Annotated in this window: 18 protein-coding genes; 7 read left to right on the top strand and 11 right to left on the bottom strand. The window is 35.4% G+C overall.

Annotation, left to right across the window (positions count from 1 at the left end):
* Positions 1-126: 126 nt before the first annotated feature.
* From EG339_RS09080 to EG339_RS09065, 4 genes are read right to left on the bottom strand one after another with little or no spacing between them, the layout of a single operon-like run.
* Positions 127-1,410: a hypothetical protein gene (locus EG339_RS09080; protein ID WP_123869907.1), complete on the bottom strand. Its 1,284-nt coding sequence runs from the start codon at positions 1,408-1,410 to the stop codon at positions 127-129.
* 10 nt (positions 1,411-1,420) lie between these two features.
* Positions 1,421-3,787, bottom strand: a complete 2,367-nt coding sequence (locus EG339_RS09075) for a TonB-dependent receptor (RefSeq protein ID WP_123869906.1) — start codon at positions 3,785-3,787, stop codon at positions 1,421-1,423.
* A 2-nt stretch (positions 3,788-3,789) separates the two neighbouring features.
* The gene (locus EG339_RS09070) at positions 3,790-5,079 is read right to left on the bottom strand and encodes a lysine N(6)-hydroxylase/L-ornithine N(5)-oxygenase family protein (RefSeq protein WP_123869905.1); all 1,290 of its coding nucleotides are present in this window, start codon (positions 5,077-5,079) and stop codon (positions 3,790-3,792) included.
* Positions 5,080-5,108: 29 nt separating this feature from the next.
* The gene (locus EG339_RS09065; protein WP_123869904.1) at positions 5,109-6,713 is read right to left on the bottom strand and encodes a GNAT family N-acetyltransferase; all 1,605 of its coding nucleotides are present in this window, start codon (positions 6,711-6,713) and stop codon (positions 5,109-5,111) included.
* A gap of 390 nt (positions 6,714-7,103) precedes the next feature.
* Between EG339_RS09065 and EG339_RS09060 the strand changes: the two genes are divergently transcribed.
* The 6 genes from EG339_RS09060 (at position 7,104) to EG339_RS09035 (ending at position 10,588) form a co-directional block, all read left to right on the top strand.
* On the top strand, positions 7,104-7,568 hold the full coding sequence (locus EG339_RS09060; RefSeq protein ID WP_123869903.1) for a hypothetical protein: 465 nt from the start codon (positions 7,104-7,106) through the stop codon (positions 7,566-7,568).
* An 88-nt stretch (positions 7,569-7,656) separates the two neighbouring features.
* On the top strand, positions 7,657-8,106 hold the full coding sequence (locus tag EG339_RS09055) for a hypothetical protein (protein ID WP_123869902.1): 450 nt from the start codon (positions 7,657-7,659) through the stop codon (positions 8,104-8,106).
* On the top strand, positions 8,106-8,603 hold the full coding sequence (locus EG339_RS09050; protein ID WP_123869901.1) for a metallophosphoesterase family protein: 498 nt from the start codon (positions 8,106-8,108) through the stop codon (positions 8,601-8,603). The genes EG339_RS09055 and EG339_RS09050 overlap by 1 nt, the downstream gene beginning before the upstream one ends.
* Positions 8,604-8,707: 104 nt before the next feature.
* Positions 8,708-9,202, top strand: a complete 495-nt coding sequence (locus EG339_RS09045; protein WP_123869900.1) for a Smr/MutS family protein — start codon at positions 8,708-8,710, stop codon at positions 9,200-9,202.
* Positions 9,203-9,220: 18 nt separating this feature from the next.
* Positions 9,221-9,937 (top strand): DUF3822 family protein, encoded by a 717-nt coding sequence (locus EG339_RS09040; RefSeq protein WP_123869899.1) that lies wholly within the window; start codon positions 9,221-9,223, stop codon positions 9,935-9,937.
* Positions 9,938-10,015: 78 nt separating this feature from the next.
* Positions 10,016-10,588: an RsmD family RNA methyltransferase gene (locus EG339_RS09035; protein WP_123869898.1), complete on the top strand. Its 573-nt coding sequence runs from the start codon at positions 10,016-10,018 to the stop codon at positions 10,586-10,588.
* Here EG339_RS09035 and EG339_RS09030 read toward each other — a convergent pair.
* A complete protein-coding gene (locus EG339_RS09030) occupies positions 10,585-10,932 on the bottom strand; it encodes a winged helix-turn-helix transcriptional regulator (RefSeq protein WP_123869897.1) in 348 nt (115 codons plus the stop codon). The genes EG339_RS09035 and EG339_RS09030 overlap by 4 nt on opposite strands.
* Before the next feature lie 84 nt (positions 10,933-11,016).
* Here EG339_RS09030 and EG339_RS09025 point away from each other — a divergent pair, with 84 nt between their 5' ends.
* Positions 11,017-11,616, top strand: coding sequence for a nitroreductase family protein (locus EG339_RS09025; RefSeq protein ID WP_123869896.1), 600 nt, complete (start codon positions 11,017-11,019; stop codon positions 11,614-11,616).
* Positions 11,617-11,908: 292 nt separating this feature from the next.
* On the opposite strand, the gene murI is transcribed toward EG339_RS09025, so the two are convergent.
* The 6 genes from murI to EG339_RS08995 all read right to left on the bottom strand — a co-directional run bounded on the left by murI (position 11,909) and on the right by EG339_RS08995 (position 18,842).
* Positions 11,909-12,739: a glutamate racemase gene (gene murI / locus EG339_RS09020; RefSeq protein ID WP_123869895.1), complete on the bottom strand. Its 831-nt coding sequence runs from the start codon at positions 12,737-12,739 to the stop codon at positions 11,909-11,911.
* Between the two features lie 42 nt (positions 12,740-12,781).
* The gene (locus EG339_RS09015; protein WP_123869894.1) at positions 12,782-14,380 is read right to left on the bottom strand and encodes a DUF4139 domain-containing protein; all 1,599 of its coding nucleotides are present in this window, start codon (positions 14,378-14,380) and stop codon (positions 12,782-12,784) included.
* Between the two features lie 55 nt (positions 14,381-14,435).
* Positions 14,436-15,560, bottom strand: a complete 1,125-nt coding sequence (gene hemW / locus EG339_RS09010; RefSeq protein WP_123869893.1) for a radical SAM family heme chaperone HemW — start codon at positions 15,558-15,560, stop codon at positions 14,436-14,438.
* Between the two features lie 50 nt (positions 15,561-15,610).
* Positions 15,611-16,561 carry a PorP/SprF family type IX secretion system membrane protein gene (locus EG339_RS09005; protein WP_123869892.1) on the bottom strand — a complete coding sequence of 317 codons (951 nt, stop codon included), beginning with the start codon at positions 16,559-16,561 and terminating at the stop codon, positions 15,611-15,613.
* 51 nt (positions 16,562-16,612) lie between these two features.
* Positions 16,613-17,686: an RluA family pseudouridine synthase gene (locus EG339_RS09000; protein WP_123869891.1), complete on the bottom strand. Its 1,074-nt coding sequence runs from the start codon at positions 17,684-17,686 to the stop codon at positions 16,613-16,615.
* Between the two features lie 73 nt (positions 17,687-17,759).
* Positions 17,760-18,842, bottom strand: a complete 1,083-nt coding sequence (locus EG339_RS08995) for a PASTA domain-containing protein (protein ID WP_123869890.1) — start codon at positions 18,840-18,842, stop codon at positions 17,760-17,762.
* Between the last annotated feature and the right edge of the window lie 141 nt (positions 18,843-18,983).

Raw genomic sequence — 18,983 nt, 5'->3', positions numbered from 1 at the left:
GACGAAAATTAATAATATGATTTACGATAGCTTCCTTCTTCCTTACCTATTGCTACAAAAAACCGGAAGAAAACTCTTCCGGCCGTCATTAAATCAAATGATCTTATTGTACTAACAAAAAAGAAATTATTTTTTTGAGATGACATTCACCCCCATTAATCTTCCGCTTCCTTTAAGTTTAAACTCAACTCTTGTGTTTTTAGAAACCGGGTCGTAAGAACTTAAACCTGAAAAGTTATCTGTCTTATTATTCGACATAAAATAGATTCTGTTTTTATATAAGAATGGATTCTGATAGTTGTAGAAATTATCTACAGGAATATCAAGCTTTACCGCTTTCCTGGTCTGAACATCAATTTCATTCCAGTACCAGATATCATTTCTGTAACCTACCCCATGCCCATCACTGTAATAAGAAGCCGGAGATGAAGGAATGGTAGTATAGATTTTATTATTGTAAGCGAAAATTCTGTTGAACTCTGCAGGATGTACGTAATCCTTGATATCAATTTCAAAAGTAGAGTCAAAAGTCGTTTGTCCGTTCTTTATTCTGAGAATTTTAGATGAAAAGGCTGCTTCCTGAGATTTCATATCGGATGCCGCTACCATATAAATATCTTTGGTTACTTCATCAATACTCCATAGAACATGGTCTGTGAAAAGCCCAAGGTTGGTAGTATTAGGATATTTTGTAACATTTTCCATTTTTTTTGAAGTCAGGTTATAAACGGCAACCGCTACCTCTTTGATGATAGGTTTTATCTGCCAATTGGATCCTTTTTTACCAATCTGTAAGTCAAGATACAGTTTATCATCTCTCTTGATTAGAATTAATTGACCTGCCGCCTGGTAAGCTTTCTCCCCCGGTCCAAGCACTGCAGGATCAATTGTTTGAGCTAATGAAGAAAGATCTATTTCTCCTGTACGCTGCATAGTTCCCGGATTAAAGGTCTGAATCTTCAGCATTCCCCTTGACCCGTCCCAATAATATCCTTCGGTATCGCTTACGACAAGATAATTAGGCTCAAAGCCATTATTTTGGGTAGCAATGAAGCCTTTTGAAGTAATATTTCCTGCATTATCTGCCGTAAGTTTAGAAAAACCTTCTTCTGAAGATGCTGCACCGCCAAGCCTGTAAATATTCTCTCCGAAAGCCTTTCCTCCTGCAGAATACGCAATCTGATAGAAAGGTTTTTTATCAGCTAATGAAAGTTCTCCCTGAGGCAGTTCTGAGAATGAATAGATGTTTCCACCCCATCCTGCGGTACTGTTATAGATGATCCAACTGTCTTTAGTTTCTGTTGTTGGCTGTTTCTGTTGCTCTTCAACGCTGTCATCACTGCTGCAATGGGTAAAAAGCAAGAGGCTTAATACAGATAAAAGTATAGAAATCGGTTTTGATTTTCTCATAATCATAATATTAAAAAATTGTATACGTTAATTTCAGATGATAAGACCTTGTGGGTTTCTGTGCATTATAATTATCATACAGTCTTTCATTCGTAAGATTATTAATGCTAAAATTAATGGCCAGTTTAGGATCTGCCAGGAAATAGGTAATTCCTACGCCCACATTTACCATGCCCCGTCTTCCGTCAGTCGGTATGAGGAGATCACTGGATGCTATCTTAGCTTTGGAAAACAGTCCCGGTTCAAGATTTCTGGGTACAGGATATAGTAAGAAGCGATGTACATAATTAATGTTATAATACAGTTCTACTTTATCTTTCATTTTTAAGATATCTGAAAAATTCAGTCTCAGATAATGATTTCCAAATAAGTAAGGGATATTCGGCTGCCTGGCATCTTCCCAGATGCTTTCAGAGCCGGAAAGGTTTTTAAGCCTAATATCCTGATAAGTAATATTGAATCCTGTCTGAATGTTTTTGATGTGTTGATAATTAATTTCATATTCCAATCCCAGGACTCGGTTGTCATAATAATTCTGATACCTTCCGTAAGGATTATCCGGAATCATGAATATGGTATTTTTAACGTTCCTGTAGAAAAGATTTAAACTTGTATTCAGCTTATAATTTGATGAAGTATAATCCAGAACAAGATTGACGTTATCACTTTTTTCAGGTTCAAGGTCAAGGTTTTCTCTGATTAAAATTCCATCTCCGAAAATTTCGGTTTCATCAGGAAGCCGCACTGCTTTTTCATAGGATAATTTCAGAATAAAGTTTTTAGGCTTATAGCTGATTCCCGCCATGTAACCTGACGCATTTTTATTCCGGTCAGATTCCCAGGTGAAATTATATTTATCCGTAGTATATCCTTTAGAACTGAAGAAATAATTCTTAACTCCAATTATAGTTTCCACTTTGCGGTCAAGCCAATGAGACACTAATCCCAAAGCGACAATATTCTTATTGTAGATCGCCGGGACTTTGAGAACATCTTCTCCGTTTACATTGATTGCTCCATAGGGATCACTTCCTTTTCTTCGTTGATAGAAATACATATTTCCAAATTCCAGGCTATGGTTATTATTGATACGGAATATAGCATTAAGCCTTGTGTGGAACATATTGTAGCTCATCTTCATATCATTCCCTTTATTGATCTCACCAACACTGTTTTCATTACTGAAAGTGTATTCTCCCAACCAGTTGTATCTGCGTCTGCTGATATCTACGAAGGAATTGTTGTATCTCGCAAAAGCAGTCATCAGATCCAGTTTCAACCGATTATCGAAGAACATTTTTTTATACTGCAGATAACCCGTCACATTATTTTCCCTGGCAAAAGCTTCTCCGTAAGGTTTTCTCATTTCGAGATCATTCTGAATCTCCTTATAGAAATGAGAATAGATAAATCCTACTCTAAAATCATTGGTCCAGCTTTTATTCCTTACGCCGGTATAAACTTCCATATATGAAGCTTCCGTATTGTCATGAAATCTTCTGGCTTCCACTTTTTTAAGATTTGCTGTTTCCTGGTCTATAACTTCTCCCAGAATTTTATAATTGTTCTTGGAAAATACATAGCTAGCCTGAGTTCCTATATAAAACAGGCTATCTTTTTTCCCGGTAAAGACTGCATTAAGGTGAGATTTATAAGTACTGAATGATGCCATCTCACTGGATATTTCCAGATTGTCTTTCTGTATAGGTTTTGAAATAAAGTTAATACCACCTCCTAAAGCATCCGAAGCCAGTGCAATCGGCATTACCCCTTTGTATACATCTACTCTGTCCAGCATATTGGGAGATAAAACATTTGGATTAAAGCTATGTCCATAGAATTCAATCGGGACTCCATCTCTGAAAATCCTGACAGCTTTCCCCTGAAGACCTCCAAGATTCACCTGAAACCCTGATCCAATAGCACCTTCTGTACGAAGTTTAATTCCGGTGACCATATTCAGTATTTCTCCAATATTGTTGGCCTGACTTTTTACAGCCTGCATATCAACAATCTTAACGCTTAATGGAGTTTCTTTAAGCTTCTCGAGCTTCTTTTTACCTCTGATATAAACCTCATCAATATGGTTTGCATCTGAAATTGCTATTTCATACTTCCGGCCCGACTGACAGTTGATATCCAACGTATCATCATAAACAACATTATCCTGATACAGTATTATCACCTTCACACGACCATCAGATACCTCTGCAAAATCAACGGTTCCCTGTTTTGAAATTTTTTTCTTTTCACCGTTAATCACCACATACATCTCATCGTGATTATAGCTTTTGATGTTTTTAACAATTAAAGTAATTGGGCAGGCAGCCAATACCAAGGAAGAAAGCAGAGAGACCAGGAAAAATATACGCTTCATAGTTATATCGTTTCTAATGCTCCAAAATGCTGGAATGCAATATTCTTTTCCAACGGATAATACTCGTGGCCTACTATTTTGTTGATGATAGTAGCATTTCTATAAGGTCCCATTCCTAAATCTGAGGTGATAATCCCCTGAGAATCTACACAGCCGTTCTGCATGAATATTTCATTATCATTGATATCAACCGTATAGTTTTCTGAGGACAATAAGGTTCCATCATTTTCGCTTTTGTTCAGGCGGTCTTCAATAGGTTGTAAAAAATGAGGAACTTCATAACGATAACCTGTTGCCAGAATAAGATAATCCGTATCTACTGAAAATGTTTTCTCTTCTTCAAGATGTCTCATCTTTAGGGTATAATTTTCATCATACTCCATATCTTCCAGCAAACTACTGGTTAATATTTTTACAGGAAGCGGCTGTTCTTCTTTCATCTGCTGATGATAAAGCTCATCATAAATTGTGCTTATCAGTTCATCATTGATTCCTTTATACAAAATGTCCTGTTTGTTGATAACTTCCCTTCTTTTTGATAACGGAAGCCTGTTGAAGTAGGAAATATAATCCATGGAAGTAAATTCATACGTAAATTTTGAATTTTCCATTGGGAAGAACCGGTCTGCCGCTGTTACCCAGTTCAGCTTTAAATCTAAATCCGGCCTGGAGGAAAGAAGATCGAAAAATACTTCACCTCCACTTTGTCCGGAACCTAATACGGTAATGGTACTGCCTTTCTTTAAATACTGTTTTCTGTGTAAATATTCAGAAGAATGGAAAATATGTTCTTTAGAGAAGCGCTCTGTTACTTTAGGGACATTAGGAATTGAACCTACTCCTAAGACAATTTTATCAGTGAGATATACTTTCTTTTCACAGTTAATAAGATCAATAACAGAAACTTCGTAGCATTCATGAATTTCATTATAATCTATTTCTGTAACGGTGTGGCTGAAATTCAGGCTTTCAATTTGTGAGGCAACCCATTTGCAGTAAAGGTTGTATTCCATTCTGGTGACATAAAAGCTTTCCTTAAAACAGAAACGGAAAATCTTACCTTTCTCTCTTAAATAATTGATATAAGTAAAAGGACTTTTAGGATTTACAATCGTTACAAGATCTGCAAGGAAAGGAACCTGAAGGGTTGTTCTGTCTATCATTAAACCGCTGTGCCATTCAAACCTTGGTGCTTTGTCAAAAAATATAGTTTTCAGATTATGTTCTTCCAGCAGTGCCGCAAGACTTAGATTGAATGGTCCTATTCCTATACCAATGATATCATATTTCATAAATTATCTTTTTCAGTATTCAAGTATTGTTATGTTGTAATGTTTATTTTCAGAACCGAGTCTTTGAAGATATCTTCCGTTGTTTCATAGAACTTCTCACGGTTAAGGAAAGTAAGGTTGGATGTTTTGTAAGGAAGCGCCAATGATCTGTTGAACTCGCATCCTACTTTCGTAATAAGGTTATGAGTTCCTTTGTGCGAGGCGGAAGCTTCACCTATCATTCTTGTCAGCTGTGGAAAAGAGAAGAAGTATTCCATACACATGGCCAATGCGTAGGTAGAGAAATGTGGAATTTTTTCTTTAGCAGGAGCAATAAGCATATGAAACCCGTAATCTCCGGGTTTAAAACGATAGTATTTACCTACTTCATCTTTTACCGCCCAATACAGTTCTAAAGTAAAAATAGGATTGCCATTCAGAAGGCCAATGTAAGGATGAGAATAATCAACGCCCATGTGCTTGATGTAAGCCTCTTCAAATTCCTGTTTATCCACATCCATTTCCCAGTACTTTTTAGCATATTCCATATTGGACCATTCGTGCAGGAATTCCATATCCGTTTCCGGATTAAAAGCTCTCAGGGTAATCTCTAAAGTCCCGTTATTGAAATATCTTTTGTGAAGGATTTCCCCGTAATCAGGCTTTATCAGCTTTTTAGAATAGTGCTTAGGATTAATCAGGAAATTATGCTGCCTGATATACTCTTTCCACGTATCTTCATTTACACCGTGAGCCTGTTTCAGGAAAAGCCTTGCCTCTATGGTTTCATAAATAAAATTCAGGGCCTCACCATACACTTCCCTTAAAGAATCAATTTCAGTATCTACAATCTGGTAAAGAATTTCCTCCTCTATTGAAGCCAGATAAGCCAAATGCCTTAAAACCGGATACAAATTGTAGTAAACAATGTGGGTTCTTATGTATGTTTCAGCTTTTTCCCTTCTGATAGCAGATCCATCGGGAATATATTCATCAAAACTAACATGTACTCTATCAGCACTTTGTTTGATAAATGTATGCCCTATATTGCTGTTATAAATGATCCCTTCCTCAATATACTTTCCTACTGCTGTTTTCAGCAATGAATGGGTATATTCTGAGAACCATTGGATAATAGCTGCCTTCTTATCATAATCAGATTCTAATGCTATATTCTTCGAAATAAATTCCAATAGATGATCGTTATCGTATCCGAAAAAACTAAAAATGTTTCCTGCCTTAACAGAGCCTGTAAAAGAATGACTACTTTCTCTAATTTTATGTTCTTTGTCAAAATACTCGTCAAATTCTTCAGAAAAATATTGTACATAAGCTTCTTCCGGGCTGCCCACGATTGTATTTCCGCCATAAGCAAGGGAAGCAAGGAATTTATAAGCATCTTCTGCACTCATCTTAACCACTTCACCCATTTTCTTTTCTCTGTATCCTATCTCTTTTCCCAGATGATGAATTCCGGTAGTAGAAAAATGCTTTACAGGAACAATTAAATAAGATTCTTTACCTGTAATATTAATTCGGATGAATTTACTTTCAGAACAACTGTTCATGAACGTTGACAACTCTTCATCAAACTTTGGTATAAGGTCAAAATAATACCAGTCTTTGCTTTCCAATAAGTATAAACCGACACTCATTATTATTTTTGTTTAGATTAAATAAAAATTAAGACAAATATATACATATTTTATTATTATCAAATAAATTATTTTAAATACTTAAATTAAACAATATAAAATACTGAATCACAAATAGTTAAAACAAATATCCCAACTTAATTAATACACTAAAACGTGAATACATCTATTATTTCGATTCCTTTTTTGTATTTCAAGAATCAATTTTTATGTTTTCGAAAAATTTGATTTAGGAATTAAATAAAAAAATAATGAAAAATGATAAAATGTCTCAATATGAGAATTTATATCGATTCATAAGACCTGATGGACCAGTTTTATATTGAACGGAAAACTTTCTGCCTTGTACTGAAAAGCTTAATTTTGCATTCTAACTATAGTCATTTAAATATGAAAAAGTCGATTCCCTTTCTTCTGCTATTCTTCTTTGCAGCCGGTTTTATGAAAAGTCAGGACAGAGCTTCAGATCCTTTTCTTTTACAGACCTGGAAACTGATTAAGCTGGACAACTATATTTACACATACGAAAAACAGAATATTTTCAACGCCAAAATCCCTGGCCTAAAATTCAGTAAAAACGGAAAAATCATTGGAAACTTAAGCAAATCTGCCAATGGTTATGATGCAAAGGAAGATTTTCCGGGAAAAGTATCAAAGATGGAAAGGTATATAGGAAACTGGAAAAAGGTTTCAGACACTACTATTGCCATTTCATTTTCTTCCAATAACAGTATGGACGGAACTTTTGTAATTTCAAGGCTTACTGAAAGCGGGCTGAAGCTAAGAAAAGTCTTCAGTGCAGACATTGAAAAAAAGCTGGATTCTATACGAAAAACCAAGAGTATTTCTTATTAAGACACAATTTGTATTTACAGAAATTATAAGATTCGACTAAAATAATTTTATCTAAGCTTCTTTATATTTGCAGTCTAAAACATTAAAAATGGCAGTAAACAGATTTTTCACTTTCTTCATATTGATGGTGAGCTGTAATTTATATTTTTCACAGGATGTAACCATTAAAGATGACAAGGTTCTTCTGGATGGAAAACAAATTCTTAAAGCAGAAAAGATCAATGTTACGCAGTACTCTTTCTTTTCTATGAAGGATGATGAAGAAATACTGATGTATAGATATATGGATAATGAAACACCAAGATATGTAACTGATGATTACTTTATCCTGAACTTTCTGACTGAGAAAACTAAGGTGGAATCTACTGATTTAGGGAAAATCGCCAATTTTATGAATTCCAGAAAGGGAATGGAAAAACTGGTAAGATGGCTTTTAAAAGAAAGAGTAATTAATCAGGATGGGGAACTAAATCCTGAACGTGTGGCTGTATTCAAAGAAAAATACGACGAAAATATTACCCAAAGAACCGTTAGATAATGACAAAGATTCTTCTTCTCTCGGATTCTCACTCTTATATTGATAACAGAATTCTGGAATATGCATCCCAGGCTGATGAAATCTGGCATTGCGGTGATTTTGGAAACATGGATGTTATTGAGCAGCTGGAAAAAACAAAGCCTTTAAAAGGAGTTTATGGAAATATTGACAACGCTAAAATACAATCCGAATTTCCGGAGGTCAACCGTTTTTTCTGCGAAAAACTGGAAGTTGTAATGATCCATATCGGTGGATATCCCGGAAAATATTCGCCATTAGCAAAAAAGGAAATTACCCAAAAAGCTCCAAAATTATTTATTTCGGGACATTCTCATATATTGAAAGCTATGTATGATGAAAAGAACAATCTTTTACACCTTAATCCGGGGGCATGTGGAAAACAAGGCTGGCACAAGGTGAGAACAATGATGCGTTTTGTGGTGGATGGTGATGAGATAAAGGATCTGGAAGTGATTGAGTTGGGCCCGAGAGTTTAAAGGTTTGAGCATGGTAGAATTTGAGAGTCCATCTATGGTTCAGAATAAACCCGCATCATTTATTAAAAATTAAAAAGCACTCATTCAAAGTAGGTTAAGAATTTATGAAAATTGGAGATACAGTTTCTGTAGTGGATGAAGATTTAAGCGGAGTAATTACTTTCGTGAAGGGAAATATTGTGGTTTTTAAAGATGAATATGGCTTTACCCATCAATACCCTAAAGAAAAACTGGTTCCCAAGAATGCTGAGCTTTATGAAAATATCAGGATAGTAAAAAAAGCCGAACCTAAAAAGATCATTTCTAAAAAACATCAGAAAAATCATTTGGTTCTGGACCTGCATTTTCATAATTTGGTAAAAAATCCTAATGACTATGACAGCTTTGAAAGATTGTTCATCCAAAAGGAAAAGCTGATTGAAGTGATTGAGTTTTGCAGAAAAAACAATTTAAAGAGACTCGAGATCGTTCACGGAATTGGTGATGGTACCTTACAGCGTATGGTTCGGGATGTTTTGGAAAGTCAGGTTAATATTGATTTTTATAATAAGGAAATACTTCACCATCAATCGGGTGCGGTAATGGTAGAATTTCACTAAATTTGCAGGAATTGAAATATGAACGTACTTAATTTACTTTTTACCAAAGACGGATTGATCTACCAGATTGTGAAAAACAAAAACATTCTGGAGGAAAAATCTTATTTCGTTACCGAAGAAACACCCGCTAACCTTATTGAGGAAAAGCTGGATGAGGTTCTTATCAAACAGCGCTATGATGAAATCCAGGTGATTTCTGCTTTGAATCATTTTACATTAATGCCGGAAGGCTTTTCTGACCATGATGCAGGCTTTGACCTGATCTCTTTCAATGCACCTGCAGATAAGGAAAAAGAAGAGCTGATGCTTTCCATCAACAAGAAATTCAATATTCAGTTCTATTATACTTTCCCAAAGAATTACTACAGGAAAATAAAAGAGCTGGCCATACCGGTTCATTTTAATTTTTCAGGGGAAAAGTTTTTAAGCTCTATCAACAATAAAAACAATAAAGAGATCCATATCAATCTTTACCACAATCAGTGTGAATTTTTTGCCATTGATAATAAGAAAATCATCCTTTACAACAACCTGGATGTAAATTCTGAAGTTGATTTCCTTTATTTCATCATGTTCACGCTAAGCAAAATAGGCTTCGGAATCAATGAGACCAATTTTTATGCTTATGGTGAAACTACAGAAAATGAAACGTTTATTTCCGAGCTTCAGAAGTTTGTGAAAAACCTGAAGATTGTTTTTGACAATATTCCTAATAAGAATTTTATACTTAATTAGATTACAGGCTGCAGACACAGAGAGTAAAAAACAATCATCACCTGCCACCTATAATCTATTACCTAAACCTAATACAACATGTTCAGAATAATATCAGGCAAGTGGAAAGCCAAAAAAATTGCCGCTCCCAAGAACTTTGAAGTAAGACCAACCACAGATTTTGCGAAGGAAGCTTTATTCAGTATTTTGGAAAACAAATATGATATGCAGTCGATTTCTGTATTGGATCTTTTCGCTGGAATCGGTTCTATTTCATTGGAATTTGCTTCCAGAGGATGCCAGGATGTCACTTCTGTAGAAATGAACCCAAAGCACACTGCATTCATCAATTCGACAGCCTCTGAGCTTGACATGGCGCTTCAGATCAATGTACAAAGAGGGGATGTATTTGACTGGCTGAAGAAATTCAGAAACAAGAAGTCTTTCGAAATTGTATTTTCTGATGCTCCCTTTGAAATGGAAGAGAAAAAATACTATGAACTGATTTCTTTAGTTCTGAATAACAAGTTCCTGAAAGAAAACGGGGTTCTTATCGTAGAACATCAAAGCCGCTTGAAACTGGAACATCCTAATTTAAAAGATACCAGAAAATACGGAAACGTAAGTTTCAGTTTTTTTGATCCGAATAAAGAAGATAATCAGGAACTTTAGTTCTTGATTATTTTTTTTGAATTAGCCGGAGCCTTTTGTCCCCATTGGGTAATTGCTTCCAGAACCGGCAGCAATGTCTTTCCAAAATCCGTTAAAGTATACTCTACCATCAAAGGTGGCTTTTCTGTATATACTTTTCTATCAATGATGTTATCTTCCTCCAGCTGTTTGAGTTGAAGACTCAGTGTTCTTTCAGTAATAGTCGGAATATCTTTTCTCAGTTCATTATACCTTTTCGCTCCATTAATCAGGTGATGTAAAATTACAGCCTTCCATTTTCCGCCTATAAACCTCATGGTTACACTGGTGCAGCAGGGGTAAGATTTGTTATCTATTGTATACATTTTTATACTATCATTTTGTACCGTTATTGCAAAGTTAATAAACTTAAATTAATTTTGTAACTATAAATATGATAGTATATAATTATGAACTTTTTAGAAAAAATGAAAAGCAGGTATACTGTAAAAAAGTATAACCCAAAGGGAAAAATTGATGAACAACAAGTTGAAGAGCTCAAAGAAATCTTAAACCTCAGTCCGTCATCTATCAACAGCCAGCCATGGAATTTCGTCTTTGTGAATGATACAGAGCTGAAAAAACAATTAGGCGATAAATCGTACTTTAATAAGGAAAAAGTTTTGGAAAGCAGCTATATCATTGTTTTCCAGGTCATCAAAGATTTAAACAATTTTGAAAAACAAATTGAAGAAAATCTTCCGGAAGGTGCTGTTAATTATTACCGTACTATGGTAAAACCTAAGGGAGAAGAGGCTATAAAAGCCTGGTTGGGGCATCAGGTATATTTGTCCTTAGGGGTATTTTTATCCGCCTGTGCCACCATGGGAATAGATTCAACTCCAATGGAAGGAATTGAGCCGGAAGGTTACGATGCTATTCTGAATAATGAAAAATATGAAACACTTTTTGCCGTAGCAATCGGGGAAAGAGATGAAACAGATGCCAATCAGCCTAAGTTCAACCCAAAGAAAAGATTGAATGCTGAAAAAATAATCCTGGAAGCATAATTTTAACGCAGATTTCATAAATATTCTTCACAAGAAATACAGTTAATTCTCTCCTAGATTATGCAGAAAGAGCAGATCATAATGGAAAAAAAATCTGCGTAATTCGTGAAATCTGCGAGAAAAATATTCAGAATAAGTTTTATCGAAGATTAGATCCTAACGCCTTAAAAATACTGGCTATTACATTATTTGCACCTTAGTATTTTCCAACATAGTGCAATTGAGATTGTTTCGCTACGCTCGCAATGACAAAAAGAAAAAAGTCTGCTTCCAGATGAGGCAGACTTTTTATTTATAATACTTTCAATTCTAAATCAATCGTTTTCCCAAAGAATTTCTTGGAGATCTTTTCAAAGTTCTTGGTGATATCCGAAAGGTAAAAGTGATAGTTTGGTTTGGCATTATTATCATTCAGAAGATTGTATTTATCAAGGATAATCTTCAGATGATTTGCTACGATATTAGGGGAATCAATAACACGAACCCTATTCCCGTAATACTGCTTGATCTCATCAATTAAAAGCGGATAATGCGTACAGCCCAGAATTAAGGTTTCAATATTCTTTAATTTGTTATTGCTCAAATAATTGTAAATAATAGCATGGGTAATCGGATGGTTCTTAAAACCTTCTTCAATGGCCGGAACTAGTAAAGGAGTAGCTAATTCATCTACCTTAATCCATTTATTGTGCTTCCTGATACTCTTTTTATACAATCCCGAATTCACGGTAGCTTTGGTTGCAATAACTCCCACATTATTATGGATCTCATAAGCTACTTTTTCTGCTACAGGATTAATAACGTCTATGACAGGAACTTTCCCTGCTACCGACTGCATCACTTCATTCAAAGCATTGGCCGTTGCCGTATTACAGGCAATCACGATAGCTTTGCAGTTCTGCTCCAGCAGGAAGTTGGTAATCTTTGTAGAATATTCTATAATCGCTTCTTTTGACTTTTCACCATAAGGAAGGTGTTTGGTATCTCCAAAATAGATCAGGTCTTCATTAGGCAGGAGCCTTTTGATTTCTTTTGCAACAGTAAGACCTCCTACGCCGCTATCAAAAATACCGATAGGCTGGCTGGGTGAAAGATGCGAATAATCTTGTTTTTTAGTTTTCAAATGAGCTGAAATTTTATACAAAAATAGTGAATAATCTGTTACTTAATTAAGATTACTGATTGAAAAATCCTTCGGGAATCTTACTTTATAACTGACTCTGATTTTTTTCGTTTCAGATGGAGATATTTTAGCTGTCCATGTTAAGAATCCCTTTTCCTTATCAAAGTCTGCATTATCACTTTGAAGAAGCTCAATTTTTACAGATTCGTCTTTACTCAAAGGAATCTGATCTTTAATATCAATATTGATTGTTTCTTTTTTATTATTCCTGATGAGAAGATCATAAGTAAATGTTTTTTCCTGGTAAGAAGAAAACAATTTCTCACTGGCTTTGTCATTTACAATTTCTTTCTTAATGCTTATTTTTTTGTCATCCCCCAGTGTGATACTCATTTTATCATCCGTGAGATTTGGGTTGATTCTGGTTTCGCCAACATACATATTTTCAAAGATTACATTTGCAGAACCGGAAATCAGATCATATTTGCTAAAATCTTTAATTTCTGCAATAAGAAAGGCCGTTTTATCATATTTTGGTACAGTATAATATTTATAGTCTGCTGGTATTTTAATTTGTTTCAGATTAATAAAATGATCTTCATTATTAGACGAAATATCATATGGAATATCCACATCGAAACTAGTATTCAACTGATTTTCATTGATCTTAAATCCATAACCTACCATAACCACTTCTTCTATCTGTATGTCTTTCATCATACTGTCACTTTTAGAATAGCCACGATTCACTTTCTCCTCATTTTTATACGAATTCAGAAACCAAGGATTCATTAATGGTGCAGCATTACTTCTGGAAGATCTTGCATTAATAAGGGAAAGCTTCACACCTTTCCAGTCAAGCCCCGTATCTTGTCTTACTTTTGCTTTAAAAGTCACATCTAAAGGTTCGGTGAGCTTCATTCCTTTTACTTCATAAAAAGGTTCCCAGAAAACATTTTCTGCTAAATATCCTATATCCATTTTAGTATTTCCTGGAGAACTATTAGCAACTTTCAAAACAAGAACACCATCCGAAAGAGACTCTTCAGCATCTGTATTTGCTTTAAGCCTGCTTTTCAGTCTTTCCAATTTTAATGTGGCTTCAGTATATTTTTTATTAATATCCAGCTGAGCAATACTGATTTCGTTTCTCTTAGATTTATAATAGTCAGTCAACTGCATAAGCTGAGCTACACTGGAGGTATTACTTCCTACTAAAAGAGCTTGATTTTTATCTAATAACTCAAGAGTCTTATCATTGGTTTTTCGTTCAATATCAATTTTTGTTGTAAGATTTTCCAGAATTGCAATACTGTCTTTAATTTTCTTACCATTAGGATTATTACTTTCAAAATAGCTAGAATTATAGCTATCCCTATACTGTGCAGAAAGAATGGAGATATTTTTATTGTTAGTGTTGATCTGGACTGATTTTTCAATAATCTCATCTGAAATATTGCTTACCACAACTTCTGAAGTTCCTGCCGGCAGAGTAACATTCACTGTATTCTGAAGCTCTGCTGAAGTTCTGTAAACATTTACAGCAACTACCTTCGCTTTTACAAATATTGGTTTTTGTGAAAAATAGAACCCACTGAAAAAGAGAAAAAAGAGAAAAAAGAGAAATAAGTTTTTTTTCATGGTTTAAGTTTAGTTTTTATTTGAAGTTATCCACTCCAAATATACAGTATAAACATTAAACCATAAACAAATCAGAAGCAATTCCATCAGCCATAAACCAATGCTTTTCCGGAATTTTCAGATGATCTTTTTCAATAATCAAAATACCTTCCTCCATTTTCTGTTTAATTTCCTGCTGAAAATGTTCCAGAAAACGATCATCAAATTTTTCCTTTAAACTTTCCAGGTCTACGCCCCAGATAGTTCTCAATCCGATCATAATCATCTCATTAAACTGATCTCCCTTGGACAGAATTTCTTCTTCCTTGGCTAAAAGTTTTGTACTGAGCTTTTTGATATATTGCTGATTGTTGGCCACATTCCAGCTTCTTACATCAAATCCGTTATAAGAATGTGCTGAAGGGCCTATTCCTAAATATTCCTGATACTTCCAATAAGATGAATTATGTCTGGAATAAAAGCCAGGTTTAGCAAAATTGGAAATCTCATAATGTTCAAAACCATGATCCTTTAAGAAGTCAGACAGATAATAAAACTCTCTGTTCTGTTCTTCTTCTTTCGGACTTTTAACTTTCCCTTTTGATATCCAGTTATCAAGAGCTGTCTTAGGTTCAACGGTTAGAGCATAAGAGGAAATATGAGGGATTTCCAGAGCAATAGTTTTATGCAAATTCTCTTTCCATATCTCCAGATTAGAGGTAGGTGAGCCATAAATAAGATCTATACTCAGGTTTTCAAATCCGAAATCCTGAGCTCTTTTAATGGAACCTTCTGCTTCGGAAGCTGTGTGGGCACGATTCATCAGTTTAAGATCTTCTTCAAAAAAGCTTTGTGTTCCAATTGACAGTCGGTTAACCGGTGTTCCTGCCAGCTGCTTTAAGAAATTCTTATCAAGATCATCAGGATTGGCTTCCAATGTGATCTCAATATCTTTTTCAAAACTGAAATGGTGCAGAACTTCATCAATTAAAGAATTAATTTCATCTACAGAAAGAATAGAGGGAGTTCCACCTCCAAAATACAGAGACTTCAGGCTTCTTTTCTGCAACTCATCTTTTCTAAGCTGTATTTCAGTTTTCATAGCACGAAGCATCTCCTCCTTAAAATTAAGGGATGTTGAAAAATGGAAATTACAATAACTGCATTTTTGTTTACAGAACGGAATGTGAATATATATCATAAAAAAAGCTCTGAAAAATTCAGAGCTCAAATTTATTTAAATTAAATTGATTAATATCTATATCCTCGAACATTAATAAAGTTATCAAAATTATAACCCAGTCCGATCATGAAACTGTTTCCTCCGTATTGCTGAATATCAGATAATCCAAGGTTGTAAGTAGCTCCAATCATAAATTTATTGAATCTTACTTTAACAATCGGAGCAATTTCCAATTGCTGGCTGTCGAATCTGTTCTGAGCAGCTCTATAACTTACCCCTACAGAGAATGCATTCACTTCATTGGAGAAAGTCCCCATTAAGTTATAATCCATTACCCTTGTTGAGTTTGTGTTCAGGTTAATCATGGCAGCCGGAGTTAACGTGATATTGTCAGCAATATGCCAGTTATACCCTAAGTTTAAGAAAAACTTAATTGGAGAAGGCTCCCATCCGTTTACAATGGGTTTATCATTACCTAATGCAATATCATTTACTGAAACACCTCCAAAAAGGTTTCTGTAAGTAGCTGCTAAACCAAAGTTGGCATAAGCCATGAAAATATTCTGCTGATCACCTTTTACCAAAGGATCTCCCTGTTCTTCAACGTTGATTTTTGTATAATCAAAATTTCTGTTGTATAAACTAACACTTGTACCGAATGAGAACTGATCTTTTCTATCTCCTTCGCTACTTAGAGGAATAAAATATGAAGCACCCGCTGTAACGCCTCCTGCAGATTCAGCACCGTTGCTATCTCTGAATACGGTAAGACCGGCACCTACTCTATCGAAAATGTTTGCATTGATTCCCACCGATTGTACATTTGGGGATTCGCTGAATTTTGAAAATTGCTTTTGATAAATCGCATTGAGCTGTACGTAGTCTGTTTTACCGTACTGAGCTGGGTTGAACAGGAAATCACCATCCAAAAGATACTGTTGATAATATGGTAGTGATTCTTGTGCTTTGTATGCATTTGACAAAAGAGCTAAACATACGATAGCATATAGTTTTCTCATAACAAATCTTGATTTCAATTCAACAAATATAAAAAAAATCTCAATATATTTTTAGTTTTCCAAATAATTTCTCCATTTTTTTACGGCATCCGCCATATCTTTGGGCATTGGGCTTTCAAAATATAATTCCTTTTTTGTTGTTGGGTGTATAAACCCAAGGGTGTGTGCATGCAGTGCATGTCTGGGAAGAATTTCAAAAACATTTTTAATAAATTGTTTGTATTTTGGAAGATTCACTCCTCTTAACGGTGTATGCCCTTCATAGCGCTCATCATTGAACAATGTATGCCCTATATGTTTGAAATGGGCTCTGATCTGATGCGTTCTACCCGTTTCAAGCTTACATTCAACCCAAGTCATATATTTGAATCTTTCTAAAACCTTGTAGTGAGTAACTGCGTGTTTCCCCTGGCTTCCATCCTCATAGACAGACATTTGCATTCGGTTTTTAGGATGTCTGCCGATATGCCCTCTGATAGTACCTTCGTCTTCCTGAGGATTACCCCATACAAACGCCCAATACAACCTTTTTGTAGTTCTGTTGAAAAACTGTTTTGCCAAAAAGCTTAAAGCATATTCATTTTTAGCAATTACCAGTAATCCGGAAGTATCCTTATCAATTCTGTGAACAAGCCCTACCCTGTCTAGATCAGACTTTTCGCCATTTTTTTCAAAATGATAAGCCAAAGCATTCACCAATGTGCCATCCCAATTGCCATGTCCCGGGTGAACCACCATTCCGGGTTCTTTATCTACCACTACCAGATCATCATCCTCATAAACGATATTCACAGGAATATCCTGTGGAACAATTACATTTTCTCTTGGCGGACGCGTTAATAATACAGAGATCTGATCTCCGGGTTTCACCCGGTAATTCTGCTTTACGGGAGCTCCGTTCACTATAACGTTCCCCGCCCTGCAGGTCTGAGAAATTTTATTCCTTGAAGAATTCTGGCGGTGTATTAAAAGGAACTTATCTATTCTTAGCGGATCTTGCTTGGGATCAACAATAATATTAAGATGTTCATATAAACCTTTATTTTCCTCATCAATATCGATATTATCAATACTGTTGGATTCCAATAATTCTTCGTCTAAAAAATCTTCGTTATCTTCTGACATTGTCTTTATTTTTTTACACAAAAGGCTTCAACATTTTGCAGTTGAAGCCTATATTTTTATTATTAATCTCTATTTATTCTACGACTACTTTCTTAGCCTTTGGCTTTTGAGCTGGCTGCTGAGTAGTAGCTGAAGCCGCCGGTTTTGCAGCATTTCCTGTAGTAGAAGCTCCTGTAGAAGCTTTAGGCTTCTCTGCTCCTATATTTGCAGGTTTAGGAGTTGTAGCCTGAGGCTTTGGAGTCTCTGTTTTCGGAGCTTCCGCCTTTGGAGTCTCTCTTCTAGGTGCTGGTACTGGAGCTTCGTAGCTTGGTTCATTATGAACTTCCTCATATCGTACCGGTGGCAGAGAAGTATCTACCTTCATTCGGTAAATAGAATTCAGCTGCTCAACTTTTGCTCTCAGCTCTGCAGGTGTTTTCTTACTTGCCCAAAGGTCAATCTGCATTCCCTGGTCACGAACATCTCCTGAAGCTGGATCCTGATAATAAATAATATCAGATTCATCCTTGCCACCATCTTCGTGCTCTACCAATCCTACCTCAAACATACTTTTCGTAATGACCGCTCTTGCTTCTTTTACGGAAAGTCCCACCACATTAGGAATAGAAATATTTCTCATTGGTCCGGATCCTACCACAACATCAATTACAGAGAATCTCGGAAGACGTGCTCCCGGATTTACGGCATTTCCTTTATATAAAATTCTTAAAAGAGCATCTTTCTGAATACTTGGTTCATAAATAGTATCACCAATTTTCAGACCTACCTGATCCAGTCTCTGGAAAGCCAGCCCTGAATATTTGTTGATAACATCCGGAACAGCAATCTGAGCCCATGTTCTAGGATTCACCTTAAGACGCACCGTTCTTCCATCCTTTACACGGGAGCCCGGTGCAGGATAAATTTGTAAAACCTGGAATGGCCTGTATTTAGGGTCATAATTGGCACTGTCTACTTCATATTCCAAACCTGTATCATCTAATATTTTAACAGCATCATGTACAGATTTATTAACTACATTGGGAACAGGAATTTCCTGACCGTGATTCGTGTGGTACTCCAACCAGCGGAAAGTAAGCCATACAAGACCTACGAAAACACCGATTGCCACAACTAAATTCACTAAAACTTTCCAATTGAAAAGTGATTTAAGCATACTTAAAAATACTTTAATTATAACCGCAAATATAGCTAATAATTTTAGAATGGACTTTTTATTTAACACAATTCATTTTTGATTTGAAAATTTCCTGATTTCCCGTATTGCATTGCATAAAATGTTTAAATTTGTCCCAAT

The organism is Chryseobacterium bernardetii (assembly GCF_003815975.1).
In the GTDB taxonomy this organism is placed as follows: Bacteria; Bacteroidota; Bacteroidia; order Flavobacteriales; family Weeksellaceae; genus Chryseobacterium; species Chryseobacterium bernardetii.
Note: the sequence above shows the minus strand (reverse complement) of the source record. Positions and strands in the feature narration are given on the sequence as shown.

Bases quoted from the DNA above. Each gene is read 5' to 3' on its own strand.
- EG339_RS09070 (WP_123869905.1), bottom strand. From the start codon at position 5,079: ATGAAATATGATATCATTGGTATAGGAATAGGACCATTCAATCTAAGT.
- EG339_RS09040 (WP_123869899.1), top strand. From the start codon at position 9,221: ATGAACGTACTTAATTTACTTTTTACCAAAGACGGATTGATCTACCAG.
- EG339_RS09080 (WP_123869907.1), bottom strand. From the start codon at position 1,410: ATGAGAAAATCAAAACCGATTTCTATACTTTTATCTGTATTAAGCCTC.
- EG339_RS09005 (WP_123869892.1), bottom strand. From the start codon at position 16,561: ATGAGAAAACTATATGCTATCGTATGTTTAGCTCTTTTGTCAAATGCA.
- EG339_RS08995 (WP_123869890.1), bottom strand. From the start codon at position 18,842: ATGCTTAAATCACTTTTCAATTGGAAAGTTTTAGTGAATTTAGTTGTG.
- EG339_RS09000 (WP_123869891.1), bottom strand. From the start codon at position 17,686: ATGTCAGAAGATAACGAAGATTTTTTAGACGAAGAATTATTGGAATCC.
- EG339_RS09055 (WP_123869902.1), top strand. From the start codon at position 7,657: ATGGCAGTAAACAGATTTTTCACTTTCTTCATATTGATGGTGAGCTGT.
- EG339_RS09025 (WP_123869896.1), top strand. From the start codon at position 11,017: ATGAACTTTTTAGAAAAAATGAAAAGCAGGTATACTGTAAAAAAGTAT.
- EG339_RS09035 (WP_123869898.1), top strand. From the start codon at position 10,016: ATGTTCAGAATAATATCAGGCAAGTGGAAAGCCAAAAAAATTGCCGCT.
- EG339_RS09060 (WP_123869903.1), top strand. From the start codon at position 7,104: ATGAAAAAGTCGATTCCCTTTCTTCTGCTATTCTTCTTTGCAGCCGGT.
- EG339_RS09075 (WP_123869906.1), bottom strand. From the start codon at position 3,787: ATGAAGCGTATATTTTTCCTGGTCTCTCTGCTTTCTTCCTTGGTATTG.
- hemW (WP_123869893.1), bottom strand. From the start codon at position 15,560: ATGATATATATTCACATTCCGTTCTGTAAACAAAAATGCAGTTATTGT.
- EG339_RS09050 (WP_123869901.1), top strand. From the start codon at position 8,106: ATGACAAAGATTCTTCTTCTCTCGGATTCTCACTCTTATATTGATAAC.
- EG339_RS09065 (WP_123869904.1), bottom strand. From the start codon at position 6,713: ATGAGTGTCGGTTTATACTTATTGGAAAGCAAAGACTGGTATTATTTT.
- EG339_RS09015 (WP_123869894.1), bottom strand. From the start codon at position 14,380: ATGAAAAAAAACTTATTTCTCTTTTTTCTCTTTTTTCTCTTTTTCAGT.
- EG339_RS09030 (WP_123869897.1), bottom strand. From the start codon at position 10,932: ATGTATACAATAGATAACAAATCTTACCCCTGCTGCACCAGTGTAACC.
- EG339_RS09045 (WP_123869900.1), top strand. From the start codon at position 8,708: ATGAAAATTGGAGATACAGTTTCTGTAGTGGATGAAGATTTAAGCGGA.